The organism is Lysinibacillus sp. FSL R5-0849, assembly GCF_038595075.1.
Taxonomy (GTDB): domain Bacteria; phylum Bacillota; class Bacilli; order Bacillales_A; family Planococcaceae; genus Lysinibacillus; species Lysinibacillus fusiformis.
This window is the reverse complement of the sequence record NZ_CP152004.1, coordinates 2,639,109-2,663,613: the sequence shown is the minus strand read 5'-3', so window position 1 is coordinate 2,663,613 and position 24,505 is coordinate 2,639,109. Positions and strand designations below refer to the sequence as shown.

The window sequence follows — 24,505 nt, the reverse complement described above, 5'->3', positions numbered from 1 at the left end:
GTCGGCTAGCGGATAATCAAATTAAAAGCCTTAGCTAGTGTAAAGTGTGATGAGCAAAAGCAAACAAATATTCATAGTCACTTATACTAAACACCCAATGGGAGGGAAAAGAAAATGGATGTGAAGACACTTTTATTGCAACAATGGACAAGCTGCTTAGATCAAGAAGACTGGTTTCCACCGCTTGAAAAAGTGCTAGAGGATATTACGCTTGAACAGGCGACTTGGAAACCAACTAAGGGGACAACGAATTCCATTTGGGAAATAGTTTGTCATTTACTTTTCTATAAAAAGCGACTTCTCGTGCGATATCTTGATGAAACAGAGAATGAACCGCAGGCAGAAAATAATGATGCTACTTTCCGTTTACCAACTTTGACGTTGCAAAATTGGAAGGAAACGAAAGAGGAATATTTATATGTACACCGCGAACTTGAAAAAATACTAGCAAAATCAGCACAAGAGGATTTAGATAGAGAGGTCCGTGGAGAACGAACATTAGTGCTTGAGCTGAAAAGTATAGCCATGCATGACGCCTATCATATTGGGCAAATCGTCTTTCTAAGTAAAATGCAGGATGTTTGGCCAGGGCAACACGACTGTTAAAAAGGATTCTGTAGAGAATAGGAATGTCCAAATCGGATGTTCCTATATTTTATACCAGAGCAATAACAATGCCGAAAAAAAGGGGGAAATGAATGAAAAAGCTCATAGCTATTATGCTAGTATGTGCTATCTTACCACGTGTAATCACCATCAACTTTACAGTGAATAATCATATCAATGTTCATCATAAAGGAGAGAAAAGTTGAAGAATTAAAAATAAGGTGGTAATATAAGACAAAACATACGCCATCGTATTTTTAAGGAGAATGATCATGCAAGTAACGAGAGATGATTGGATAAAAGCAGGCCTACAACAATTAGGGGAAGACGGCATACATAAAGTACGTATCGAGGCACTAGCTCGATCCTTAAACATTAGTAAAGGTAGCTTTTATCATTATTTTCGTGATCATCAAGAACTATTAGATGCCATCCTTGATTATTGGGAAACACATGCGACAAAAGCCATTATTGAAAGTATAGAGCAGGAAGGGGCTACTTTAGAGCAGCTCTTACGCATAAGCTTTCATAAAGATAAAAAAATAGAAATGGGTATCTATGCTTGGTCTAAGTATGATGCGCATGTCGCTACTCGAATTGTTCAAATTGAAGAACAACGAATTGACTGTGTCGCCAAGCTTTATCAAAAAAAAGGGATGGATGGAGAACAATCAATCGATCGAGCAAGGCTAGCTTATTTAACCTATGTTGGCTGGATGACTCGATATGAAGCCAACCCCCATTTTGATTTAGAGAAAATGGTGAAGCTGCTGTTATAGAAATTTATATGTCTCTAAGAGGGTGAAACAAATCTCTAGGGACCCTATTTATCCCCTAAACATACGGTGGCGTATGTTATTGATGGAAAAGGAGGAACTGATTATGTTTATTTTATCATTAGTTTCAGTGTGTCTATTATGGTTGATTAGTATCATTCATGTGTATTGGGCATTCGGTGGGCAATGGGGGACTGGAGCAGTTATACCCATTAAAGATGGCAGTCAACAAAAAGTTTTCAGTCCTAGGAAATGGGGGACATTCTGTGTGGCTTTGCTACTTCTATCAGCGAGTGTTATCATTCTTGTCCAAGGGGGTTATATGACAGCTTTACCTGCCTCTACCTATTCTAAAGTAGGATGTATCGCCTGTGCCATTGTTTTTAGTATACGAGCAATGGGCGATTTTAAATATGTTGGGTTTTTTAAAACAATCAAGCATTCTCAATTTGCTAGAAATGATACGAAGCTATACAGCCCCTTATGTTTGTTTTTGGGCTTAGTCTATATCATGTTATTGCTTTAAAAGAATGAATCCTCTAACATGATGAGAGTAAGCTAATGAATAGGGGGAACCAATTAATGCAGCAAATGATTTACTTACTTCGTCATGGCGAGACTGAATATAATACGCAGGGAAGATATCAAGGACAACTAGATTCGCCACTAACGGAGCTTGGTCGTGAGCAAGTGCAACAAAATGCTCGAATGCTGAAAACCTTCATTGATCATGCTCATGATTGGAAAATTATATCAAGCCCACTCGGAAGAGCCGTGGAGAGCACAGAAATACTTTGTGAAACGATCGGCTACAATTACAATAAGGTGGAGTTTGATCGACGATTAACAGAAGTGGCAGTTGGGCAATGGGCTGGTTTAAAAATGTCAGACATTCAGCAAACGTGGCCAGATTTATTGACGAACACAGATGCTTTTAATTGGTATTTCCATGCGCCAGATGGGGAAAGTTATGAAGCAGTAGTGAGCAGACTGTCCTCTTGGCTTAAAGAAATCCAACATCATCCAAAGGTGATCGTTGTCTCACACGGTCTAACGGGTCGTATTTTACGGGGGATTTATGCAGGGCTTCATAAAGAAGATGCACTTAAATTAGAGGTTTCTCAAGATGTGTTTTTTAAATTAGCTAATCAAGAAGTGACAAGAATTTGTTCTAATTTCGAAGATATCTATTAACGGGTTAAAGCGTATGGAGCCTTACCTTCTTTGCTTTTATTCAAACTTAAGGAATATTCAAAATTGCCGCCTATTATAATTGTGTAGGAGGCGTTTTTTTATGAAAAAATGGGTCTTATTTTGCTGTTTGGTTATCGTGATTTTCGTTTTATATGATACAAACAAAACACAAGAGTTTGCACATCTTGAGCTGCCGTCCTTACATAGTCAAAATGCTTTGCTACTTAATGAACAGGGCGACGTATTATATGAAAAAAATGCGGATGCCATCATATATCCTGCTTCATTAACAAAAATTATGACCGCTATTGTAGCAATTGAAATGACGGATGATTTACAAATGCAAACGATCGTCAAACCTCAAACAATCGCCAAATATACTGCTCAAAATGCCTCTATGGCAGGCTTTCATGCAGGAGATTTTGTCACGATTGAAGATTTGTTATACGGCACATTGCTAGCATCAGGTGCAGATGCAACGGCTACACTGGCTGAAGCCATTGCTGGCAGCGAGGATGAATTCGTCACTTACATGAACAATAAGGCACAGGAACTTGGCATGGACGCTACGCATTTTATCAATACAAGCGGCCTACATGATGAGGCACATGTATCAAGCTTACAGGATATGAGTAAGCTTCTCCGTTATGCATTAGAAAACCCGACCTTTTATCAAATTTTTACTTCGAAAGCTTACACGACACATGTTCCAACAGAATTGCTAATAGCAAATTCATTATTTACGAGAATGCCTAGCATGGATGGAACTATTTTGGGTGGAAAAACGGGATATACGCCAGAAGCAGGGTTATGTCTAGCATCATTAATGGAAAAAGATGGACGTAAATTTCTATTCATTACGACAAATGCTCCAGGTTATGCTTGGACACCACCCCCACATATCGAAGATGCTTTGACAGCCTACGATGCTCTTTAATAGGGCTTAACTCACGAATGATTGGCTATTTATGTTAAGCTATACTTGTTTGCAAGGAATGGAAGAAATTATCTAGCAGTGACCAAATGCCATGGAGGTAGAGTCGTAGTGAACCAACACCCATTTAAAATCATCCCATATGATCCCACATATGCGGAACAAACAGTGGTGATGTGGCGAGACAGCAAGAAACAGGCTATTGGGCAGGAAGAGCGGCATAGCATGGAAAGCCACATTTATTTTTTAAACCATATATTACTTGAAGAATTTCAAATCGATTTAGCGTTCATGGATAATCAAGTAATCGGAATGATTGCTTATAATGAGAAGGAGATTAGTCAGCTATATATTCATATTGATTATCAAGGATTAGGAGTAGGCCAAACATTATTAGACCATGTAAAAAAACAATCAAGTGGAAGATTAACGCTATTTACGTTCGAAGTAAATAAAAACGCACAGCGGTTTTATGAAAAGAATGGATTTACCATCATTGGAAAAGGACATGAAAATGAAGAGAATTTACCAGATATTCAATATGAATGGATAGATAAATGAATATTTAGCAGTTCAAAACTTTGTTGAAAAGGAGATTATCCATTTGTCACAAGGACTTATTCACCATATAGAAATAAATGTTTCTAATCTGAAAAACACCATACATTTTTGGGGATGGTTTTTAGAGGAATTAGGTTATCAACCTTATCAGGAATGGGAAAGTGGTCGGAGCTGGAAAATAGACGACACCTATATTGTTTTTGTCCAAACGAACGAAAAGTTTATGGATATCACCTATCATCGAAGTCGTGTAGGTTTAAATCATTTGGCATTCCACGCAAATTCGAGGCAACAGGTTGATGGTATAACAAAGCAATTAGAAGAAAAGGGCGTTCCTATTCTTTATGCTAATAAGCATCCATTTGGAGGGGGAGAAGAGCATTACGCTGTTTATTTTGAGGACCCTGATAGAATAAAGGTTGAATTAGTAGCACCGTAATTGTTGTGCGCAAGACAGGCGATCGTTTGTTCGAATTGTTAAAGCGCAACTATAATAGGCAATCACTATCCTTTATCGAAGCAACACACATGGTACTGAAATCAACTTGATTGATGACTAGTTTTATAGAAAATAGGGTAGTAGTACTGTATCCATGCCTTTCTAAAAAACATGAATTTGGAATCTGGTTGATTATAACTATTTTCTGGTATAGACGATTCCTCTATAATTAAAGTTAAATCTTAGCAATTTACAGACATGGAAAGACATCAAGGGCGGTGTAGAATAATGAAAAAATTTTTACCTTATGTTTATGCTTTTTGCTTGACGTTTTTACTAGGCTTAATGGTGGGGCAGCTGTCAGCAAGTGCTGAAGGATCAGTGAAGATTCAAAAGATCAATAAAGATGCGGTTATTTACGAGGAGCCATCCACAAATAGCGCGGAAATCGGTGAAGTTGCGAAAGGGAGCTTCCTCAAAGTGACACAAGCAAGTAAAGGGTGGACACATATTCAAACGCCAGAGCTGGCAGGCTATGTAACATCTGACGTTTTAGTGAAGGTAAAGTCGGAGGGCTACTTAGTTATTCAGAAGGGTGGCACAACTTTATTTACGGCACCAAGTCAAAATGCTCAGCATATTGGTCAACTATATGAAGGACGCATGGTCTATGTCTATGGCACAGCACCTGGTGGTTGGTCTTTCGTCCAATATGGAGAGGATATAGGCTATGTAGCAACAATTGCACTAAAGAAACCTGTACCAATAAAGAAACAAATTAATGCTCCAAACGGTGCTGAGTTACGCTTGACGGCTAGTCCAAATGGAGAAGTTCTAGGAACAATTGCTAATAAGATGACTGTGCAGCATTACATAACGCTGGCTGGCTGGGCTTATGTAGAAGCGGGCGAACAAAAAGGGTATGTCAAAGCTTCTGAATTAGCCAATATCCAGCTTACTAATAATAAAGTTTATAATAAAGGGGTGTCAGCACCAAAGGGTTCAAAAAAACGAGTAGCTTTAACCTTTGATGATGGACCAGATGCCAAAGTAACACCACAAATTTTAGCTACATTACAAAAATACGATGCAAAGGCAACATTTTTTATGGTAGGGAAAAATGTTTCAAAAAATGCTACAATCGTCAAGCAAATCTATGACGCTGGGCATGAAATTGGCAATCATACATCCAACCATAAAAAATTAACTGCATTATCCATCGCTGGTGTCAAACAAGAAGTAAATGGCACAAGCAATGCCATCTATGCAGCAATTGGTCAGTATCCGACTGTTTTCCGTCCACCATATGGGGCGACAAATGATCAAGTTCGTTCGGTAATGACAATTCCATCGATCTTATGGTCAATTGATACGCTTGATTGGAAGCATCATAATCCAGATAAAATTTTAGCGTATGTGAAAGCATCTGTAAAAGACGGCAGTATTATTTTAATGCATGATATCCATCAAACGACTGCCAATGGTTTAGATAATGTCCTTCTCTACTTACAAAAGCAAGGCTATGAATTTGTTACGGTTAGTGAGATTTTACAATAATATACGACCTAAAATCTAAGTCTGATATTTTGCTGACTTAGATTTTTTTCGATGAAATCCTTTCTGTGAACCTTGTATACAATAGGGGCGACGCGCAGCTAGTTATTTCAGCTGTAATAACTTTTAGAGTCGAGTTTACGTGAAGTGGAATAATCATAGAAAAAGCCGTACTAGTCTTTTAGAGACCAAAGTACGGCTTGTTTTTATTTAAATAAATTAATAGTTGTAATAATAATAGGAATACCAAACACGTCAATTAAAAAGGCGCCTACAATTGGTACAACGAGAAAGGCTTTTTTAGAAGGACCAAAGCGTTGGACAACGGCTGACATATTGGCCATGGCATTCGGTGTTGCTCCTAGACCATGTCCTGCGAAACCAGCAACCATCACGGCCGCATCATAGTTTTTGCCGAGTAATTTAAACAAGACGAAAGTGCTAAATACAACAATAAAGAATACTTGCGCAAAGACGATGATAAATAATGGAAGCGCTAAATCTGCAATTTCCCATAATTTAATACTCATTAGAGCCATTGAAAGGAAAACACCTAATGTTACATCTCCAATTAATGAGATACTCTTCATATTGATTGCTTCTGGTTTAAATTTATCCATAATATTTCGGACTAGGACAGCTACAAACATAGCTCCTACATAGCCTGGCAGAACGAAGCCTGTCGCTTCTGAGAATAATGTTCCAACATAGGTACCCACAGCCATACAGAAAGTAATTAATAAGACTTGTGTAAAGAATGAATCAGATGTAATTTGTTCATGTTTATTTTCATATTCGATTTCTTCAGCTTCTTGTTCATTGGGTGTTAAATTGTATTTACCAACTAAATATTTAACGATTGGCCCACCAATTAAACCACCAGCTACTAAACCACAAGTTGCAGCCGCAGCACCGATTGTCATTGCTGAGGAAATACCCAAATCTTCTAATGTTTGTCCAAATGCTGCTGCAGCACCATGGCCGCCTTCCATGGACACGGCACCGGCCATCATACCGATCAGAGGATGAATCCCCATCAGTGACGCAAGAGAAACTCCAATAACATTTTGCATGAGGGCAAGGAAGCCACATGCTAGCCAATAAATAATAAGTAATTTTCCGCCCAGCTTAACTAGCTTAAAGCTTGCTCCTAAGCCGATAGTTGTGAAAAACGTAATCATAAATAAACTTTGTAATGATGTATCCAGTGATATTTCTAAAGTTCCTGTAGTCTTTAAAATGGTCGCAAGTGCAGCAAACAGCAAGCCACCGACCACTGGTGCTGGAATACAAAAACGTTTTAAGAATCCAATTTTATTAATGAGAAAGCCACCTAATGCAAAGAGTGCAACGGCTAGAAACACCGTTGTAATTTGATTAATTTCGATCATGAACCTTGCCCCCCAAGTAAGTTGTTTAGTGCTTCATAGACAAAATAAGCACCTAATTTTACCGTACGTCCGTTTTCGTCTAATGACGGATTAACCTCACAAATATCAAAAGAGTGTGTATGTGGATGCGAAGTTACCTTTTGAAGAATTGTACGCACAGTTGTCGGTTCAAGTCCAAACGGTGAAGGTGCACTTACGCCTGGTGCCGATGCTGCATTTAATACATCCATACATAATGTTAAAAGCACATAATCGTGTTGATCCATATAATTTTGTAAATCATCCAATAATGGTTGAAGATTGACCGATGATGTCATGTCATCTTCTACTACATACTTCACTTGTAGCTCATCCGCTTTTTCGAACAGCTCTTTTGTATTGCCATAGCGTTGTATGCCAACAACAAAATAATCGACATATGGGTCTTGCTCTAAAATTTGACGGAACATTGTACCCGAAGAAGGCTGCTCGTCATATGGTCGTAAATCAAAATGAGCATCGATATTGATAATGCCGATTTTCGCTTCCTTTGGTAATGCCGCACGAACACCTAAATAATGACCATACAGTGTTTCGTGACCACCACCGAGCACGACACATTGTAATTTCTTTTGTAGGAGGGTGCTAACAACATCACCAAGCTCTCGCTGTGCCTCCTCTAGGGCGTGATTGAGACAAATAATGTTCCCTACATCAATGATTTGTTGCTCCTTCTCAAACGTCCACGGTAAACTAGATAATCCTTCACGTAGTGCGTTTGGTCCACTTGCTGCTCCTACTCGACCTTGATTTCGACGTACACCCTCATCGCAAATAAAGCCAATCATTGCAGCACTTTTCTTATCTGAAGCGCTTACATCATTAATCGCGATTCGTTTTACTTGTTGATGTAAACGGAAACTGCTTTTATTGGTTGTTGAGTCTATACGGCCTTTCCATTGTTTTTGATCTGTCATTGTGTACATAATCTTATCATCCCCATTGCAAATATTATTGTAGAAAAAATATTGTTGTAATTCATTATATATTCACATAATTATATTTACTAATATATAATTAATATTAATCTATAGCTTTAAACTATAAATGAGGGAGGATCACCGTATTGGATATTAAACAATTACAATATTTTATTGCTGTTTCAGAGCATATGAATTTCTCAAAAGCCGCAGAAAGACTGCATATTTCGCAGCCTTCCTTAAGCAATGCCATCAAAAAATTAGAACATGAGATTGGCACTCCCTTGTTAGACAGAAATACTAGAAATCTGCAGTTAACGGAAGCTGGTGAGGTGCTATTTGAACGTGCAAAAGTTATTGTGAAAAATATGGAAGTGTTAAAAATAGAAATGGATGAAGTCGTTGTACATGGCACGAGTGAAATCACCATTGGTGTGATGGAATCAATCAAGCATTGGCTTCCTAAAGTAATTGCTAACTATAAAAAAGACTATCCGCAAATGATGATCCATTTAGTAGATATTTTAGGCAGTAAACGTGTAAAAAAATCCTTGAAAAGCTATAAAACCCATTTAATTATTACCAATCAGCTAATGGATGATCCTGAGCTTGAAGTTAAGACCTTATATGAGGAACGTTTAGTAGCTGTTTTACCCCTCCATCATCCGTTAGCAAAGAAAGAGACTTTATCGATTTCAGACATTAGTGCAGAGCCTTTTATTATAAGTACAGAGGGGTTTCAAACAAGACGTGATATTTTGAATACTTTTGAACAAGCAGGGAAGAGCATTGATATTCAATTTGAAATTGAACGTTTTGAAACGGCTGTATCTCTTGTAAGAGAAAATTTAGGGATAACCATCTTACCAGAAAACTATTTACAAGGTCCGACAGCTAAAACCATTGTTAAAAAGGAAATTGAAGGAGCGAATCTATGTCGGAATGTTTATTTGGTGTACTTAAAAAATCGCCATTTACCATTTGCTATCCGTCAATTACTGAAAGATGTGCTGCAATTTTTCGAAACGAAACCAATGTAAACTAATCCAATTGCTATATACATGAAATTTTCCTTTTAATTAGAAAATTCATGAAATGGAATTGATTTACTAGAAAAATAGCGGTAACATTTAATGTAAGAATAAAAATGAACAATCATTCATTTTTTTCGGAGTTCAAGCAAAGGGGGTTTCTTCCAATGAATTTTTCCTATAGTGAAAAAGTTGTGAAGTTACAGGACAAGCTGACGAATTTTATGGAGCAATACATCTACCCGAATGAGGCCGTTTATGCTGCACAAATCGAGGCGATGGAGGATCGTTGGGGAGCGATTCCGCCCATTATGGATGAGCTAAAGCAGAAAGCGCAGGAAGCAGGCTTATGGAATTTATTTCTACCAGATAGTGAATACGGAGCGGGTTTAACAAATCTAGAATACGCTCCATTATGTGAAATTATGGGACGTTCACTTTTGGCACCAGAAGTGTTTAATTGTAATGCACCTGATACAGGTAATATGGAGGTACTAGTTCGCTATGGTTCCACACAGCAAAAGAAGCAATGGCTTGAACCGTTATTACGAGGGGAAATACGATCTTGCTTTGCGATGACTGAACCTGCAGTCGCGTCGAGTGATGCTACGAATATTGAGGCAAGTATTGAACGAGATGGCGATGAATATATTTTAAATGGTCATAAATGGTGGACAACTGGTGCTGGCGACCCGCGCTGTAAAGTAGCTATTTTCATGGGCAAACATAAAGATTCAACGGCGCCTATTCATGAGCAACAATCTATGATTCTTGTACCAATGGATACGCCAGGAGTAAAAGTGGAGCGCATGTTAACGGCTTTTGGCTATGATCATGCACCAGAGGGACATGGAGAGGTTATCTTTACGAATGTACGCGTACCTGTAGACAATATTTTATGGGGAGAGGGAAAAGGCTTTGCCATTGCCCAAGGTCGCTTAGGCCCAGGAAGAATTCATCATTGTATGCGTCTTATTGGCGCAGCTGAACGAGCATTAGAGGAAATGTGTGTACGGGTACAGGAGCGTCATGCGTTTCATCGACCTCTAGCAGATCAAGGTGTGATGCGTGAACGTATTGCCGAGTCACGTATTGATATTGAGCAAGCAAGACTTTTAACATTAAAGGCTGCTTATATGATGGACACGGTTGGCAATAAAGAGGCAAAAGCAGAAATTGCAATGATTAAGGTAGTTGCGCCAAATATGGCACTGAGAGTTATAGACAGAGCGATTCAAGCATTTGGAGCTGCTGGTGTAGGGCCTGATACAACACTTGCTGCACAGTGGGCAAATTCTCGAACATTGCGTTTAGCAGATGGGCCAGATGAAGTACATCGTAATACAGTTGCCAAGCTGGAATTAAAAAAGCATGCGAAAAAACATAAGGAGCTGGTGAAATGACTGTAATGGAGTTATTTAGCTTACAGGGGAAAACAGCCATTGTGACAGGTGGGGGACGTGGACTCGGAGCACAAATTGCCCAAGGCTTTGCCGAGGCTGGAGCCAATGTTGTCTTATGCTCGCGAAAAGTGGAGGCATGTGAGGAGGTTGCTACAGCTCTTGAAAAATTAGGGGTTCAAACATTAGCGTTAGCCTGTGATGTGACAAAACCAGAGAATATTGCCAATGTTGTGGCGCAAACGATGACTACGTTCGGTAAAATTGATATTTTAGTCAATAACAGTGGGGCCTCATGGGGAACACCTGCTATCGATATGCCGTATGAAGCATGGCAAAAAGTATTTGATGTCAATGTGAATGGAACATTCCTAATGAGCCAAGCCGTCGGCAAAATCATGTTAGAGCAGAAAAGCGGGAAAATTATTAATATTGCTTCTATCGCAGGGCTTGGTGGTACACTACCTGCATTTATGGATACCATTGCCTATAATGCCAGCAAAGGGGCTGTTATAACATTAACGAAGGATTTAGCCGTCAAATGGGGACCTCATGGTGTCCATGTCAATGCCATTGCCCCTGGGTTTTTTCCAACCAAAATGTCCAATGTATTAATTGAACGTGGTCAAGATTATTTGATGGGCGCTACACCATTAAAACGACTTGGCTCCGAAAATGATTTAAAGGGTGTGGCGTTATTTCTAGCATCGGCAGCATCAGATTATGTGACAGGTGATGTCATTGTTGTTGATGGGGGCATGAGCTCCATTATTTAAAGGAGGGATAAGATGGATACAATGCAAGTAAGGGCAAGTGAACGACTAGATGTAGTCAAATTGCGCGCATTTTTAGAAAGCCATTTTTCTGAACTACCGCAGGGGCAATTGGAAATTTCACAATTTAGTGCTGGTCATTCCAATTTAACATATTGCTTGAAAATAGCTGAGTTTGAAGTGGTCCTTCGTAGACCGCCACTTGGCCCAGTTGCTAAGAAGGCCCATGATATGAAGAGAGAGTTTACCATTTTATCGGCCTTGCATCCATTTTTACCTGTGGTTCCAAAACCTTATGTTTATGTGGAGGACCTAGACATTATTGGCAGTGATTTCTTTTTAATGGAGCGAAAAAAAGGCATCGTCCTCGATACCTATTTTCCAAAAGGAATAAAACCGACGGAGGAACTGGCCCGTCAGCTGTCTGAAAAGATGGTTGACTCATTAGTAGCACTCCATGCAATTCCTTATGAGGACACGCCGTTACAGGACATGGTGAAGCCTGACGGATTTATGGAACGACAGGTACATGGTTGGATCGAGCGCTATGATAAGGCTAAAACAGCCGAGTATGCTGAAGTAAAAGCTCTAACAGATTGGTTAAAAAAACATATTCCTCATAATGAGGAGGCAACCATTATTCACTATGACTATAAATTGAATAATGCTATGTTTTCTGAGGACTACTCCGAAATGATTGGTTTATTTGATTGGGAAATGACCACAGTAGGGGATCCACTTGCTGATGTAGGTGTCGCAATGAGTTACTGGCTGCAAGCGGATGATCCAAAAATGCTATTACATGCACTAGGCGACCCACCTGTTACGGTATTGCCAGGATTTTATACCCGTCAGCAATTTATGGAACGCTATGCTGAAAAAAGTGGGCGAGATATTTCAGACATTCAATATTACTGTACATTTGCCTATTTCAAATTAGCAGTCATTTGTCAGCAAATCTATTATCGTTATGCCAAAGGGCAAACCCAGGATGATCGCTTTGCTCAAATGGATAAAATGGTCGCTGCCTTAATAAAACAAGCTTCAGCTTCTATTTAACCGTTTAAAAAACAGTTACTTTTCATTGAAGTAGCTGTTTTTTTATAATCCTATAACAGATTATCCGACATTATATAATAGTATTATTTAATGCCACTCGCACAAAGATTATTCAAATGACTCAACTACCACACGTAAAAGAATTAAGAGAGATGGAATGTATGTTCTTATTTTATCATAGATTCTATCTTTTTGCTAAAACTGAAAACAATAACGATTTATTGTTTTTCGATAAAAAAATATTGACTTAAGATGTGATGGGTATTATTATAGCTATAGGAAATCAGACGATATGCTTGGAAATGGATCACATACAATAGACAAATTATATGGAGGAAACGATGATGAAGAAATATTTATTAGCAACAATACCTATGATGATAGGTGTTTTATGTTTATTTATAAAAGGAATTATTGGTGATGAGGTACTAGCAAACGGAGTAATTGTGGAGAAGAACTTCTTTTTAATCCCATTGAGCTATTTATTTTTCTTTAGTGGCATACTAACATTGATCTTTTTTTCTATGCTAAAAAAACAAAATATCGCAAAATAACGCAAAAAACAGGCTTTTCATAGAAGCCTGTTTTTTTGTTAAGACCATGTTTGATCGAGCTTGTCACTGTAATAATGAATAGCTTTTTTGTAATCTTTAATGCCCTGATGGTTGGTTGTGATGACTAAAGTATTCAATAATGTTTCCATAGATTTTGCATGTTCACCAAGATTATAAAGTGTCATGGCATAAAAAACCTTTACATGCTCGGCTTCAGGAAATTCGTGTATAGCTTGTTCCAATGTCCGTTTTGCTTGTTCGTACAGCCCCAATGTCCGATACGTGCTCCCTAAACCTAGATAGGCATCCACTAGAATAGCTGGCTCCAATCCTAATTGAATGGCTTTTTCATAGTGGGGAACAGCTTCTTTTTCTTGTCCTAAAGAATCGTAGGTCCAGGCACATTGAAATTGATAGTAAGCATTTCCAGGTTCTTCTTTGACCAATGCCACCATTAATTGGTTGGCTTCCTTAAGCTGGCCACTTTCTCTTAATATTAGAACTTGCTCTAATTGTTTATCCATTGATTAAACCCCTTGTTTGTAATGTTTCGCATCATATGGTAACCATTCAAAAAAATTTCTTACAGCTGCTAGAAAGATTCTTATTGAGTTGAAATACCTTCAAACGTTCTAATAAACTTTCTTTCATTTCCTCCCACCCTTTTTTAGATGCTTCCCTTATTATATAATCAATAATTTGCTAGAAACCAGTAGTAATGGTATTGTTTGTGTAAAAGTAAATCCATGAGGTGAATAGAATGCTAGAGCGTTCGATGGAAAAGACACGGGAATGCAAAGAGGAAAGGGAGTGATAGATTAATAAGAAAAGAGGATAAAAAATGACAAGAGACCAAAAGATTATTTGTGACGGATTTGAATTGCACTATTGTATAAAGGGACAAGGTGAGCCTATTTTAGTCGTAGGAAGCAGTGTGTATTACCCGCGATTGTTCTCAGAAAACCTTTCCCAGCATTTTAAGCTTATTTTTTTAGATCATCGTGGATTTGTGAAGCCTCCTCGTCCTTTAAAACAAGAGGATTATACTTTAGAGAAAATTGTCGACGATATTGAACAAGCTCGACGATTGTTAAAGGTGGAACATTTCATTATTTTAGGGCACTCAGGGCATGCATTTATGGCGATGGCGTATGCTAACACATACCCTCAGCATGTTCGGAAGGTGATTCTATTAAATACAGCTACAACAAATAGCCAAGAAAGACAACAGCAAAGTCTGTCCTTTTTTGATGCGAATGCCAGTGTCGCGCGAAAAAAACAATTTGAACAAGAGATTGCTTTCTTAGCGCAAGATTTAAAGAAGGAACCTGAACGACGTTTTGTTCATATGTGTATTCGTATGGGTGCACATAGTTTCTATGATTATTCGTTTAATGCTACAGCTATGTGGGAAGGCGTTTATACGAATATGGAAGTCATAGATTATCTGTGGGGGAGAGCTTTCGCTGAGCAGGATCTTTTACCACTAACTCGATCTTTCCCTAAACCAGTTTTTGTTGGACTAGGTAGGTATGATTTTTTAGTTGCCCCTGTTTCATTATGGGCGGCAGCAGAGGATGCTTCTCAGGTTAAGAAAGTTATATTTGAAAAAAGTGGTCATAACCCTATGTTTGAAGAGCCAGAGTCATTTGATGAACAGCTCATTAATTGGATAAACGAAGGATAATTTTATAAAAATTAGAGCAGTAGTTGGTAACATGTATATGTTATCATACTGCTCTTTTTTTCATAAAGAAATAGGAAGGGGGTAGCCGTTAACGGTGAAAAACTTTCGCCCTATGGTTAGATAGGGGAGTCCGATCATTCGTTGTACACATGCTGATCACCAGAAATCTAAGTAGGTGGAAGATCATTATTAAACACCTACAACAGGCTACTTTCAAAAGAGAAGAGCCCATGCACTAGCTTGCCGTATTAGTTTTGCTTATAGCATTCACTTGCTGGCAGTCAATAATAACGGGTCTAGCCATGTCATCGATTTGAAGGAAATAGGCACAGCAGCTATGTGGATCGAGATAGATAAAGTAAATACCGCAAAAACAATGGCCATCAGAAAGATAGACATCTACTAATGTCCCTGGGTCAAAACATTCTAACTGACTACAAATACAGCCTTCACATTGTTTTTTATCTTTATTTCTTACGTGGCTCTCAGACTGTTTATTCCCATCCTGAGAACTATTATAATACTTGATGCGATATGAATCTTCTTCTGCCATATCATCCGTGCCATAATAGTAACCTGTGCAATAGTTCTTCGAGTCACAATAGCATTTAGAAAATTTATGATAATTATTTAAATTTCTATCCAATCGTGTTAAATATCGATTTTCATCCATTTTTGAAACGCTCCTTTATGGTTTGAATGTTAATTTTAGCGCTAGTCTTCTATTTCTAATCTATGTAAAGGAGCTTTCTTGAGTTGGTATTCTGTCCATCTACTTGTCATATAAAAGAAAAAGCTAGACTCCTAAATAGAGTCTAGTCTTTTGAATGAGTTACATAATCTTCTTTCAGTAATCCATATATTTCTAAATCAACAACGCCTTTGCCGGACCATGATGTTGCTTGTCGTAATAAACCTTCTTTTATAAAGCCATTCTTTAGTAGTACTTTTTTCGAGGGCTCATTTAATGGCATGACTTCAGCTTGAATTCGATTCACCTGAACCTCCTCTAATAAATAGTTCACGACCATTTCAACGGCCTTCGTAGCAATGCCCTTTCCCCAAAAATCTTCCGCTAAGTAATATCCAATTGTCACCATATTTACTTTTTGATTAAAGTCCATAGCCTCAATAATACCCACTAATTTCTCGCTTTGGGACGCTTCAAAAATACCCCATTTTATTCTACTTTTCTTCTTAAAGTCTCTTTCAAAATGCTCAATCATTTTTTGTACGGTTTGATAGTTGTGTTTTGGGATAATACCACAAAACTCGAAAACCTTTGTATTATCATAAATGGCAAACAACTCTTCTACATGAGATACTTCTATTTTCCTTAATAGTAGACTAGTCGTATGTAGCAGAGGAAATTGAGTAAAAACCTTTTCAATCATCATTTTTTGGCTTCCTTTCTTAACCTTTAATGGGAACGTAAATTTTCATTTTCATATTATGTGGATAGATAGATTGCATAACATCTGTTATTTCAAAATCAGGACCCCTATCTCTTTCGTAATTAGAGTTAGGCAACCATACCCCGTAAATGTAACGTCTTGTATTCTGTATACCTTCTGCACTACTATTCAAGATAAATTCAGCATATTGACCAGCAGGTAATTCTACATGGATAAACCCTTGCTCAACACGCTCCTCAAATACTTGGACTTCCTCTCCCACAACAAAAGAAAACTCACCATCCTCCTGAAAGTTTGTAGAGATTCCATAGGCCATATTAGGTGCTACTTTTTGTGTAATACGTTCATAATAGTGCTCGCGACCAAAATCATGATAAAAGCCTGAAATTTCAGCATAATACCTCTCATCTTGTAATGATGTTTGATAGGGATAGCCGGTGATTAACTTTTTTCCTACATGTACGATTGTTGGCTTTGGCATAGGGAGTTCACCATTCATTTTATAATCCAAAAAGTTTATTTTGTTTTGTAATGGTATAGAATTTGCACTCTTTCGGTACTTAGCCGGTGATAGCCCAAAGTATTGAACAAATGCCCTTGTAAAAGCTTCTTGAGAACCGTATTGAAAGTTAATCGCCACTTCAAGTATAGCTTGAGAGGTTGTTATTAATAGAACGGCCGCTTCAGAAAGCCTTCTATTACGAATATACTGCTGTACGGAAAATCCAGTTATCGCCTGAAACAGTCGCTGAAAATGGAAGGCTGAACAGTAAGATTGCGAAGAAATATCTGTGATCGACATTTTTTCTTGTAAGTTATCCTCTATATATTCTATAGCGTTTTGTATTCTTTCAAAATAATTCATACGATCATCCTTTCTTATTCTCATCGTACCGTTTACATGGAAATATTTTTTGATAATTTATGCTAATTTGTACATTATAGTGGACTGAAAACGAAATCAATAGAAATATTGAAATGAATGACAAATATAGGTATAATTTATTTAAATTTACAAGAAAGCGAGTGATCCATTATGATAGTCAGCTCTAATTTTCCATTAAATAATATGAAGGTGTGGAAGAATTAAAAGGGATTTTTCTTCCGCAAATAATCGGAGGAGACAATATGTATAGTAATTATGGACCGTTATGTACGGAACTTTATGATTTAACAAAACCAGTAGGATATTCTATTGGTGGGGATATTGAATATTATAAGGAACGTTTACAGGGACTTACAGGTAAGGTGCTTGAGGCGGGTGTCGGCTCAGGGCGTTTCTATATTCCTTTCATGGAGAGTGGTTTTGATGTAGAAGGGATTGACAATTCTTCAGAAATGCTGGCGTCTTGTCGTAAACGATGTCACGATAGAGGACTTACACCAGTTCTTTATGAAGGCGATGTTTGTCATTTTACAGTAGATCAACAATATGACGCTATCATCATGCCGGCGGGATCTTTCTGTTTAATAGAAAATTATCAAGATGCCGTGTCAACTTTAACAAATATGTATCATCACCTTGCTCCAGGCGGACGCATTCTATTAGATTTAATCATACCGACAGACTGGAAAACTGGTGAAATTACTACAAGTTATCATGCAACCTCCGAAGATGAAGGAATCTCGATTGAGAGGAAATCGATTGCGATCAACTGGATGGAGCAGTATACTTTATCGGTTTTAAAATATGAAAAATGGCAGCGTGGTACATTGATGGATACAGAGCTACAAAGATTTTTATTACGCTGGTACGGTCTAGAGGAATTTAAACTGCTTTTACAAAGTATAGGCTTTTCGGATATCACATGCTCTGCTAATTACACATTTCAGCAACAGCCTGATGAAGATTCATCATTTATTACATTCGAAGCTTCACGTTAATTAGCAATGACCAGCACACTCAAGGAGTGTCTGGTCATTTTTGATTGTTTAATCTACTTTTAATTTTCTAGCTGTACCAATACCTTTTGTTTTCACATTCACCTCAATTTGCACCGGTAGATTAGGGTAAAGCGTGGCCCAATCTTTTTTGATACGTTTCCATGCTTGGTGGTCTTCACGATGAAGTACCTCACTAAACTTTAAAATATCAGCTTGATAGGTTTTTTGAATCGTGTGCAGTGTTTGTTCTAAATTTTCTTGAACTAATTTACTTGTTTCTTTATTAATAATATCAATCGTTTCTGGCTTTGTTATATCCACTGGACAACTTATTTCCGCTATATTTTGTTCAAGATCAACCTGAATATGGATGGAGGGTTTGTCATTTTTTATGCTGCCAGTAACTTTTGTAGAGGAATTTAAAACTTCTGCTGATATTTTCCCCTTTTCCGAACAAGGCACTTTTTGAACGGTCCCTTTTATATGGTTGTGTAAGAAATTGTAGTATTTGCTTTCTTCCTCTGTTAAGAAGCCTATAAGCTTATAGTTTTTAAAAACAGCAAGTCCACTGTATTTTAAATTGGCGGGGCTATCCATTTTTTCTATATTGGAGCTATTTTTCCCGGCATCTGCATCTCCAAGTATTTGAATGGAGGGCAGAACAGCACTATGATCAATACTCCCTAAAGACACGATTAAATCGTCTAAAATCACTGATTCAGTTGTTCCCAATACATCCTCAGAGTCCTTTAAGGATTTTAACATTTTACTGGCAGGAATATCTTCTAATGGTGTTAAAATACTTAAAATATCTTGCGCTGTTGATTCATGAGCAACAATAATATTAAAATCGCTTCTTCCCTCAGGATCTCTTTGAAATAAATCTAATATACTATTCATACCATATTCAGCCATCTCTTCACCAATAATAATAACTTGAGCATGTGCATAATAAGGTTTCCTTGGCGTCAGTGTTGTTAATTTTCGGATAGCTTCAAATAAGGTTCTCCCTTTTGCGTGATAGGTAAAAACAGGGACTTGAAAGCTTGTTGAATTTTTCGGCGCAATTTGACTCGGGTTAACAATTTGAACAGAAATTTCTATGAATTCGTCCGTTTTATCGACTCCAACAGCTGTGACAATGGCTAATTCATTTAACTCCCGCTTATTCCAACACCCAGTTAACAACAAAACGACTAAAAGTAGGAGAAAAAATGACACCGCGTGTTTAATGATTGGCACCTCCTCTAGGAAAAGGGCAAAGACATTTCCGATACTAATTAGGATAAGCAAATAATAGGGAAACTAAACAAGAAGAGATGCAAGGGTGAAATTTTTTAGAGGACATTCAAGTTCATATATAGAAAAAGTATAGCAATCATTTTAAAAAGGAGGAAAAAGAGATGCAATCATTATTACATGGAGTAGAGGCCATTTTTATCCCAATAAAAGACCCTCAATTATCAGCCAAATGGTATGAGGAAAAGCTTGGATTTAAGCTTTTATATATAGAAGAAGACGCAGCGGTCATGAAAATAGCGGAACGTTCGGCTACGGTTGTATGCTTAGTAAAAACGGAAAATCATCAACCATTGTATTTTCCAGATAATCATTTTGGGTAGGGAAATACTACAATTTTCTTTCTTCATCAATTGAAGAGACCTACCAATCACTAGTAGAGCAGCAAGTGAACGTAAATCCTATGGGAGGGGAAGGGCAAACAAGATTTTTCACCTTTTATGATCTAGATGGAAATCCTTTAGGGGTTTGCCAATCATAAGTGGGTCACTGTTATAAACAGTGACCCTAGTAACAAATCTAGGAGGTGTAAGGCTAATTAGCTTTACACTACTATTATATACATAATTCTTATATTGAAATAGTTAATTGCCTGGGAAATAGATAGAAAATTAAGAATTGTTTTAAAAGGAATGGATTATATCTTATTTTTTAACCATGTGCATATAATGGATCGTTTCAAAAGCTGATAGATAATCTGTTCGATGCTGGAAATAAAGCTGTTGAATTGTAGATGGAGATAGATGTTCATAAATAAGTAGATCTGATTGAGCTAACATCTTCTCCATTTCTTCATAACGATAGCACGATTTCATGGGTTCACCACCAGCGGCCGCCATATTCACCATATGATCTACTCTGTTAGAGATGCCCTTTTCACTAAATAACGATTCATCAGCATAGTCCAAGACAAGGGAACTACCTGCTGGAACTAGCGCAAACAGATGGTCTAATAAGCTAGCCAGTTCTTCTTTCGTTAAATAATAGGAGACACCTAAGAGACTAAAAAATGTTTTCTTATACTGAAAGCCTTGATCCAAAAGAGGTTGACTATGAAATTGCTTCGTAAAATCCATCGCTACAAAATGTAAATTATTGATGCGGCTGAGTGACGCTTCTTGTAATTTTTGTTTTTTGAATGCTTGTGTGGTTGGGAAATCAACCTCAAATATTTCTAATACACGTTCTAAATGGGGGTGTCGATAAGCGAATGTATCCAAACCAGCACCCAAAATAACATATTGCTCAACGCCGAGCTGTATTTCGTTTTGTAAGACTCTTTCACAGTATGCGGCACGTGCCAAGGGAGTCGGCGCTAGTTGAACTTGCGTAATCCATTTTAATAATTTTCTCGAATTGCCTTTATATTTTTCGGCAATTTCCTTATTGAAAAATTCAATACCTTGCACCATATTGTCTTCAATGCTCTGAAATTCATCCTTAGAGATTAATTCCTGTGCTAGATAATCATCAAATATTTTCGGCGCATCAAATTGACTATGGTGGGCTCTGCTAAAGGCGGCTATTAATGAAGTTATACTAGATTCCTGCTTCTTCATCCGAACACTCCTTACAATAAAAAATAGGATTCCCCTGGCCAGGAGAATCCTATTATATAAGAAAATATTTTAATTGTAAATTATAGCATAAATAACTTTTTTTGTCAAGTTTTTATCTATAGTTAGCAATTTGAATGGTGATTTTTTAAATGGTAGAATAATATCTAATTAGGTATTACTTGTAAGTGGAGGTGGGCGCTGTGAAAATATGGAAATTACTCATTTTACTTGTACTGATGTTTGAATTTGCCCTAATTGGTAGCGACAATATCTCTACAAAGTCATCGGATGAATTTGATTCAAGTAAACGAAAAGATTCCCAGCTACAGGAAAGAGTATTGGCAAGGACAAGCACTCAGGAAATGGACATGCTTCATAGACTTCCACTGAATTATCTAAATGCTACAACTGCAAATGGTGAATTTCATAAATCTTTTTACAGCAATCATTCTCCACAAGAATTTGATATTCACTATGATATAAAGAATAAGGGGACACAACCATTTAGCTTAAAAATTTATAATGCAGATGCCAAACTATGGGCTCAAAAAACCGTAAATGCAGGAGCAAAATATTCAACGATACTAGAAAAGGGTAGCTATACAATGTCAGAAGGGGTGTATAGCATTTCCATCATTACAGTTGATGGGGCAGAGGGTGTATTTGATTTTGCCATTCAAGTAATCGATTAAAATATTTTTAAATTTTATGTAACTTATTGCAACATCAACCGTCTACCTCATTAGTAGAATACAAAAAACTAAAGCAAGCTAGTAACATTCACTTTTCACAAAAAGACCAGGATTCACTTATTTCGTGACTTCCTGGTCTTTTTGTGCGGGTAATCCTATTTTTTACGAAAAAATAGGCCAAATAATGAAACCTTTTAGCTGTTTATTCGTATTCATAAATGAATCTAAAGCTAAGCAATATTAATTAGTAAGATTCACTTTCACTTAAAAGGCTAGAACTTACATAATTTATGTAGGTATCTAGTTTTTTTTGTTAGTTTCCTACTTGCAAAATAAATAGGACATGAGTAACTCCTATGCTCGAAAAAACATAAATTCCTACCAAAAATTGAATGGAAAATATTTTAACTTGTTCCACGCCTCAACTTAGCGTAGTATTAATACGAATCAAAACTAAGTAAATTAGTAAGATTCACTTTCACAATAAAACCAGGCGCTCTTCTATGAGGAGCATCTGGTTTTTTGTTTTATCTGAGATTTTCAGAGAATTAATTTATGGGACAATCTAGCCCTCTATTACCACTACTCAGTATTTGGCAGGCATCATGCAGCTGTAGCGATGCTGCCCCATTAAATATGAAGCAACGAAATGTGCTAATGTAATAGATATAATCACACGTATAAACGCTTATTTTTTCTCTGCCACTATCATTAAAAACATAGGTCTTCGTAGTTCATCTTGCATACCTGGAATAGTTTGTATCATTTCCTCAGATGGCATAGGTTCCTTCACAGCACGTATTGTAAATCCCACCTGTATTAGATCATTCATATAAGTGGATAATGTACGGTGATATTTAATGACATTTTCGGTAAGGAAGGTTGTTTCGCGCATGCCTTCTGTTTGATAATGGTCCACTGGCCAATGCAGTCGGTTTCCTTGTTCATCATTGTACCAATCCTGTTCATGGCGGGATGTGAAAATAGGGTGCTCCACTGAAAATACGAACGATCCGCCAGGTTTTAAATAGGTATAAACCTTTTTGCATAGTGCTTCAAAGTTTTGTAAATAGTGAATAGCTAAGGAACTTAATACAACATCAAATTGAGAAGCGGAAAATTGAATGTCCTCAATCGGTATTTGCAAATAGGAAATAAAAGGATCATCCGTTTTTTCCTGAGCTTTTTCCAGCATTTTTTCAGATATATCCACACCAATCACTGATTTTGCCTGTTGTGCGCGCGCATATCGACAATGCCACCCGAAACCACATCCTAAATCAAGCACATGTTTATTTTTCAAATCAGGTAAAAGTGTTTTTAATACATGCCACTCTCCTGCGGCGTCCAGCCCTTGAACAGAACGTGGCATTTTTTCGTAAGCAGAAAAGAATTGCATATCATCATATTTATTTTGCTTCATCGTTTAAACATCTCCTATAATTAAGCTAGCCTCCTACATATCCTTGGTGATCTAGGAGGCTAGCTATCTTCTTCTAACCATGGTTTTCACCCCTATAATAGCTTTTCAAAACCATTCAAGAATACATAAAAAGTAAAGTACAAAAAGAGTAATCCTGAAATAAACGAAACTATTTGCATAAGCCTTTTCCCATTATTTTACCACCGATGCTACTTAAATATGAAAGGATTAGCCCCCAAAGGATTGAAACGGTGATAAATCCGAAGAAGAAGGGAGGTAAGCTTTTAGTTGCTGAATGTCCAATAGTTGTACCACCTACTATACTTCCACCAACCGTTGGGAATCAACGATTGCAGTCGTTGCTGAAACTACTAGCCAAACACCAGTAAAAAATAAGCCCATAATGATTTCTTTTCAATCGCTGCTCCATGACTCTAATTTTTTGCATGCAAACGTATCTCGGAAAGCTTGGAAGGTTAAAGGGCCAAGCATGATAGTACCGCCAATCCATAAAATGAATTGGAATATTGTACTAGATTGTACTAGAAAGGCTATTCCCAAAACCTATAGTACAGCGTACACCATGTCACCAACAGCACAACCTAAAGAAAAGATAAATGCAGGGTAAAAGCCTTTTGTCAGCCCTGTTCGAATTAAACTTAAATTTCCTGTTTCTAGTTCAAAAGCCAATTAAAAAAACAAAAATAAAAAGTTGTTGGGCTTTCATTTGTCATCTCACCCATCATAGAATTTTTTTATTCAAAAAAGGTTAGATAACTGTTAGTATTCGTTCAAGCAAATAGGGGGAATCGTTTTGTTAAAAACAGTACAAATTATTTTATCAATAATAGGCATCACGCTTTCCATTTACGGATTTATGACACATGATTATCGGCTAAACTTTTTAATGATCCTTTTTCTAGGTTTATTTATGTTAACATTAGGAATTAATGAATTTCGGAGAGAGAGAAAATTATATGGTTGGTTTTTAGTCGGGGTATTTATATTTTCGATCTATGTGTCCATTCAAAGCTTCGTATTCGTATAAAAAGTTGAATTTCGCACTTGATAATAGTCGTGGGATTTTTTTACAATTAAAAACATGTTGCAATTATGGATGTTTTATTTTAGTATTTTAATATTGTGTAAAAAATATAATATTTTTTCTTCTTATCAAGAGAGATGGAGGGACTGGCCCGATGAAATCTCGGCAGCGGAACTATTAAGTTACTGTGCCAAATCCAGCAAGCAATGTTCTTGATAGATAAGAGGAGCGTTTTAACTATAAGGGCTCTTCTTGTTATTTCAAGATGAG

General features: G+C 37.2%; 27 protein-coding genes, 1 pseudogene and 1 riboswitch. Of the genes and pseudogenes, 19 read left to right on the top strand and 9 right to left on the bottom strand.

Annotated elements, in window-relative coordinates; translation table 11 throughout:
- Positions 1-114: 114 nt before the first annotated feature.
- From MKY80_RS13080 to MKY80_RS13045, 8 genes are all read left to right on the top strand, one after another.
- Positions 115-606, top strand: a complete 492-nt coding sequence (locus MKY80_RS13080; protein WP_008177176.1) for a DinB family protein — start codon at positions 115-117, stop codon at positions 604-606.
- A 272-nt stretch (positions 607-878) separates the two neighbouring features.
- Positions 879-1,385, top strand: coding sequence for a TetR/AcrR family transcriptional regulator (locus tag MKY80_RS13075; protein WP_043990266.1), 507 nt, complete (start codon positions 879-881; stop codon positions 1,383-1,385).
- A gap of 100 nt (positions 1,386-1,485) precedes the next feature.
- Positions 1,486-1,908, top strand: coding sequence for a DUF3995 domain-containing protein (locus MKY80_RS13070; protein WP_174804748.1), 423 nt, complete (start codon positions 1,486-1,488; stop codon positions 1,906-1,908).
- A 56-nt stretch (positions 1,909-1,964) separates the two neighbouring features.
- Positions 1,965-2,576, top strand: a complete 612-nt coding sequence (locus MKY80_RS13065; protein WP_008177182.1) for a histidine phosphatase family protein — start codon at positions 1,965-1,967, stop codon at positions 2,574-2,576.
- A 100-nt stretch (positions 2,577-2,676) separates the two neighbouring features.
- Positions 2,677-3,513, top strand: a complete 837-nt coding sequence (locus MKY80_RS13060; RefSeq protein WP_096365451.1) for a serine hydrolase — start codon at positions 2,677-2,679, stop codon at positions 3,511-3,513.
- A gap of 108 nt (positions 3,514-3,621) precedes the next feature.
- Complete coding sequence (locus tag MKY80_RS13055) at positions 3,622-4,071, top strand: GNAT family N-acetyltransferase (RefSeq protein WP_107922743.1); 450 nt, start codon at positions 3,622-3,624, stop codon at positions 4,069-4,071.
- Between the two features lie 43 nt (positions 4,072-4,114).
- The gene (locus MKY80_RS13050; protein ID WP_107922744.1) at positions 4,115-4,510 is read left to right on the top strand and encodes a VOC family protein; all 396 of its coding nucleotides are present in this window, start codon (positions 4,115-4,117) and stop codon (positions 4,508-4,510) included.
- A gap of 288 nt (positions 4,511-4,798) precedes the next feature.
- Entirely contained in the window at positions 4,799-6,067 is a 1,269-nt protein-coding gene (locus tag MKY80_RS13045) for a polysaccharide deacetylase family protein (RefSeq protein WP_090003299.1), read from the top strand.
- 203 nt (positions 6,068-6,270) lie between these two features.
- Here MKY80_RS13045 and gltS read toward each other — a convergent pair whose 3' ends face one another.
- A complete protein-coding gene (gltS, locus tag MKY80_RS13040; RefSeq protein ID WP_008177195.1) occupies positions 6,271-7,455 on the bottom strand; it encodes a sodium/glutamate symporter in 1,185 nt (394 codons plus the stop codon).
- The gene (gene hutG, locus MKY80_RS13035) at positions 7,452-8,420 is read right to left on the bottom strand and encodes a formimidoylglutamase (RefSeq protein ID WP_089987411.1); all 969 of its coding nucleotides are present in this window, start codon (positions 8,418-8,420) and stop codon (positions 7,452-7,454) included. The genes gltS and hutG overlap by 4 nt, the downstream gene beginning before the upstream one ends.
- Before the next feature lie 140 nt (positions 8,421-8,560).
- On the opposite strand from hutG, the gene MKY80_RS13030 reads away from it, so the two are divergent.
- From MKY80_RS13030 to MKY80_RS13010, 5 genes are all read left to right on the top strand, one after another.
- Positions 8,561-9,454, top strand: a complete 894-nt coding sequence (locus MKY80_RS13030; protein WP_008177197.1) for a LysR family transcriptional regulator — start codon at positions 8,561-8,563, stop codon at positions 9,452-9,454.
- A 158-nt stretch (positions 9,455-9,612) separates the two neighbouring features.
- Positions 9,613-10,848: an acyl-CoA dehydrogenase family protein gene (locus MKY80_RS13025; protein WP_089987412.1), complete on the top strand. Its 1,236-nt coding sequence runs from the start codon at positions 9,613-9,615 to the stop codon at positions 10,846-10,848.
- Positions 10,845-11,621: an SDR family oxidoreductase gene (locus MKY80_RS13020; protein ID WP_008177207.1), complete on the top strand. Its 777-nt coding sequence runs from the start codon at positions 10,845-10,847 to the stop codon at positions 11,619-11,621. The genes MKY80_RS13025 and MKY80_RS13020 overlap by 4 nt, the downstream gene beginning before the upstream one ends.
- Positions 11,622-11,633: 12 nt before the next feature.
- Positions 11,634-12,677: a phosphotransferase family protein gene (locus MKY80_RS13015; RefSeq protein ID WP_008177211.1), complete on the top strand. Its 1,044-nt coding sequence runs from the start codon at positions 11,634-11,636 to the stop codon at positions 12,675-12,677.
- Between the two features lie 341 nt (positions 12,678-13,018).
- Positions 13,019-13,231 (top strand): DUF3955 domain-containing protein, encoded by a 213-nt coding sequence (locus MKY80_RS13010; protein ID WP_164908723.1) that lies wholly within the window; start codon positions 13,019-13,021, stop codon positions 13,229-13,231.
- Positions 13,232-13,269: 38 nt separating this feature from the next.
- Here the strand turns inward: MKY80_RS13010 and MKY80_RS13005 are convergent, their stop codons facing one another.
- Positions 13,270-13,755, bottom strand: coding sequence for a tetratricopeptide repeat protein (locus tag MKY80_RS13005; RefSeq protein ID WP_008177214.1), 486 nt, complete (start codon positions 13,753-13,755; stop codon positions 13,270-13,272).
- 317 nt (positions 13,756-14,072) lie between these two features.
- Here MKY80_RS13005 and MKY80_RS13000 point away from each other — a divergent pair, with 317 nt between their 5' ends.
- Complete coding sequence (locus MKY80_RS13000; protein ID WP_342529639.1) at positions 14,073-14,918, top strand: alpha/beta hydrolase; 846 nt, start codon at positions 14,073-14,075, stop codon at positions 14,916-14,918.
- Between the two features lie 235 nt (positions 14,919-15,153).
- Here MKY80_RS13000 and MKY80_RS12995 read toward each other — a convergent pair whose 3' ends face one another.
- The 3 genes from MKY80_RS12995 to MKY80_RS12985 form a co-directional block, all read right to left on the bottom strand.
- Positions 15,154-15,591, bottom strand: coding sequence for a hypothetical protein (locus MKY80_RS12995; RefSeq protein ID WP_043990272.1), 438 nt, complete (start codon positions 15,589-15,591; stop codon positions 15,154-15,156).
- Positions 15,592-15,733: 142 nt separating this feature from the next.
- Complete coding sequence (locus MKY80_RS12990; protein WP_089986971.1) at positions 15,734-16,315, bottom strand: GNAT family protein; 582 nt, start codon at positions 16,313-16,315, stop codon at positions 15,734-15,736.
- Positions 16,316-16,331: 16 nt separating this feature from the next.
- Positions 16,332-17,198 (bottom strand): effector binding domain-containing protein, encoded by an 867-nt coding sequence (locus MKY80_RS12985; RefSeq protein ID WP_239355505.1) that lies wholly within the window; start codon positions 17,196-17,198, stop codon positions 16,332-16,334.
- A 263-nt stretch (positions 17,199-17,461) separates the two neighbouring features.
- Between MKY80_RS12985 and MKY80_RS12980 the strand changes: the two genes are divergently transcribed.
- The gene (locus MKY80_RS12980; protein ID WP_089986972.1) at positions 17,462-18,217 is read left to right on the top strand and encodes a class I SAM-dependent methyltransferase; all 756 of its coding nucleotides are present in this window, start codon (positions 17,462-17,464) and stop codon (positions 18,215-18,217) included.
- Positions 18,218-18,265: 48 nt separating this feature from the next.
- Here the strand turns inward: MKY80_RS12980 and MKY80_RS12975 are convergent, their stop codons facing one another.
- A complete protein-coding gene (locus tag MKY80_RS12975; RefSeq protein ID WP_342529632.1) occupies positions 18,266-19,438 on the bottom strand; it encodes a Ger(x)C family spore germination protein in 1,173 nt (390 codons plus the stop codon).
- Positions 19,439-19,620: 182 nt separating this feature from the next.
- Between MKY80_RS12975 and MKY80_RS12970 the strand changes: the two are divergent.
- A pseudogene (locus tag MKY80_RS12970) lies at positions 19,621-19,997 on the top strand (VOC family protein).
- Positions 19,998-20,160: 163 nt separating this feature from the next.
- On the opposite strand, the gene MKY80_RS12965 reads toward MKY80_RS12970, so the two are convergent.
- A complete protein-coding gene (locus MKY80_RS12965) occupies positions 20,161-21,075 on the bottom strand; it encodes a class I SAM-dependent methyltransferase (protein ID WP_008177234.1) in 915 nt (304 codons plus the stop codon).
- 200 nt (positions 21,076-21,275) lie between these two features.
- On the opposite strand from MKY80_RS12965, the gene MKY80_RS12960 reads away from it, so the two are divergent.
- Positions 21,276-21,767: a hypothetical protein gene (locus tag MKY80_RS12960; protein ID WP_342529630.1), complete on the top strand. Its 492-nt coding sequence runs from the start codon at positions 21,276-21,278 to the stop codon at positions 21,765-21,767.
- A gap of 688 nt (positions 21,768-22,455) precedes the next feature.
- Here MKY80_RS12960 and MKY80_RS12955 read toward each other — a convergent pair.
- On the bottom strand, positions 22,456-23,190 hold the full coding sequence (locus tag MKY80_RS12955) for a class I SAM-dependent methyltransferase (protein ID WP_089986974.1): 735 nt from the start codon (positions 23,188-23,190) through the stop codon (positions 22,456-22,458).
- 295 nt (positions 23,191-23,485) lie between these two features.
- On the opposite strand from MKY80_RS12955, the gene MKY80_RS12950 reads away from it, so the two are divergent.
- Both MKY80_RS12950 and MKY80_RS12945 read left to right on the top strand, forming a co-directional pair.
- Positions 23,486-23,818 (top strand): hypothetical protein, encoded by a 333-nt coding sequence (locus MKY80_RS12950; RefSeq protein WP_089986975.1) that lies wholly within the window; start codon positions 23,486-23,488, stop codon positions 23,816-23,818.
- A 186-nt stretch (positions 23,819-24,004) separates the two neighbouring features.
- Positions 24,005-24,238, top strand: a complete 234-nt coding sequence (locus MKY80_RS12945) for a DUF3953 domain-containing protein (protein WP_089986976.1) — start codon at positions 24,005-24,007, stop codon at positions 24,236-24,238.
- A 119-nt stretch (positions 24,239-24,357) separates the two neighbouring features.
- A riboswitch (SAM riboswitch) is annotated at positions 24,358-24,461 on the top strand.
- Positions 24,462-24,505: the final 44 nt, after the last annotated feature.

Bases quoted from the DNA above. Each gene is read 5' to 3' on its own strand.
- MKY80_RS12985 (WP_239355505.1), bottom strand. From the start codon at position 17,198: ATGAATTATTTTGAAAGAATACAAAACGCTATAGAATATATAGAGGAT.
- MKY80_RS13045 (WP_090003299.1), top strand. From the start codon at position 4,799: ATGAAAAAATTTTTACCTTATGTTTATGCTTTTTGCTTGACGTTTTTA.
- MKY80_RS13075 (WP_043990266.1), top strand. From the start codon at position 879: ATGCAAGTAACGAGAGATGATTGGATAAAAGCAGGCCTACAACAATTA.
- MKY80_RS13010 (WP_164908723.1), top strand. From the start codon at position 13,019: ATGATGAAGAAATATTTATTAGCAACAATACCTATGATGATAGGTGTT.
- MKY80_RS13000 (WP_342529639.1), top strand. From the start codon at position 14,073: ATGACAAGAGACCAAAAGATTATTTGTGACGGATTTGAATTGCACTAT.
- MKY80_RS12965 (WP_008177234.1), bottom strand. From the start codon at position 21,075: ATGAAGAAGCAGGAATCTAGTATAACTTCATTAATAGCCGCCTTTAGC.
- MKY80_RS13065 (WP_008177182.1), top strand. From the start codon at position 1,965: ATGCAGCAAATGATTTACTTACTTCGTCATGGCGAGACTGAATATAAT.
- MKY80_RS12980 (WP_089986972.1), top strand. From the start codon at position 17,462: ATGTATAGTAATTATGGACCGTTATGTACGGAACTTTATGATTTAACA.
- MKY80_RS12950 (WP_089986975.1), top strand. From the start codon at position 23,486: ATGTCCAATAGTTGTACCACCTACTATACTTCCACCAACCGTTGGGAA.
- MKY80_RS13060 (WP_096365451.1), top strand. From the start codon at position 2,677: ATGAAAAAATGGGTCTTATTTTGCTGTTTGGTTATCGTGATTTTCGTT.
- MKY80_RS12990 (WP_089986971.1), bottom strand. From the start codon at position 16,315: ATGATGATTGAAAAGGTTTTTACTCAATTTCCTCTGCTACATACGACT.
- gltS (WP_008177195.1), bottom strand. From the start codon at position 7,455: ATGATCGAAATTAATCAAATTACAACGGTGTTTCTAGCCGTTGCACTC.
- MKY80_RS12955 (WP_089986974.1), bottom strand. From the start codon at position 23,190: ATGAAGCAAAATAAATATGATGATATGCAATTCTTTTCTGCTTACGAA.
- MKY80_RS13080 (WP_008177176.1), top strand. From the start codon at position 115: ATGGATGTGAAGACACTTTTATTGCAACAATGGACAAGCTGCTTAGAT.
- MKY80_RS12995 (WP_043990272.1), bottom strand. From the start codon at position 15,591: ATGGATGAAAATCGATATTTAACACGATTGGATAGAAATTTAAATAAT.
- MKY80_RS13005 (WP_008177214.1), bottom strand. From the start codon at position 13,755: ATGGATAAACAATTAGAGCAAGTTCTAATATTAAGAGAAAGTGGCCAG.
- MKY80_RS13020 (WP_008177207.1), top strand. From the start codon at position 10,845: ATGACTGTAATGGAGTTATTTAGCTTACAGGGGAAAACAGCCATTGTG.
- MKY80_RS13015 (WP_008177211.1), top strand. From the start codon at position 11,634: ATGGATACAATGCAAGTAAGGGCAAGTGAACGACTAGATGTAGTCAAA.
- MKY80_RS13025 (WP_089987412.1), top strand. From the start codon at position 9,613: ATGAATTTTTCCTATAGTGAAAAAGTTGTGAAGTTACAGGACAAGCTG.
- hutG (WP_089987411.1), bottom strand. From the start codon at position 8,420: ATGTACACAATGACAGATCAAAAACAATGGAAAGGCCGTATAGACTCA.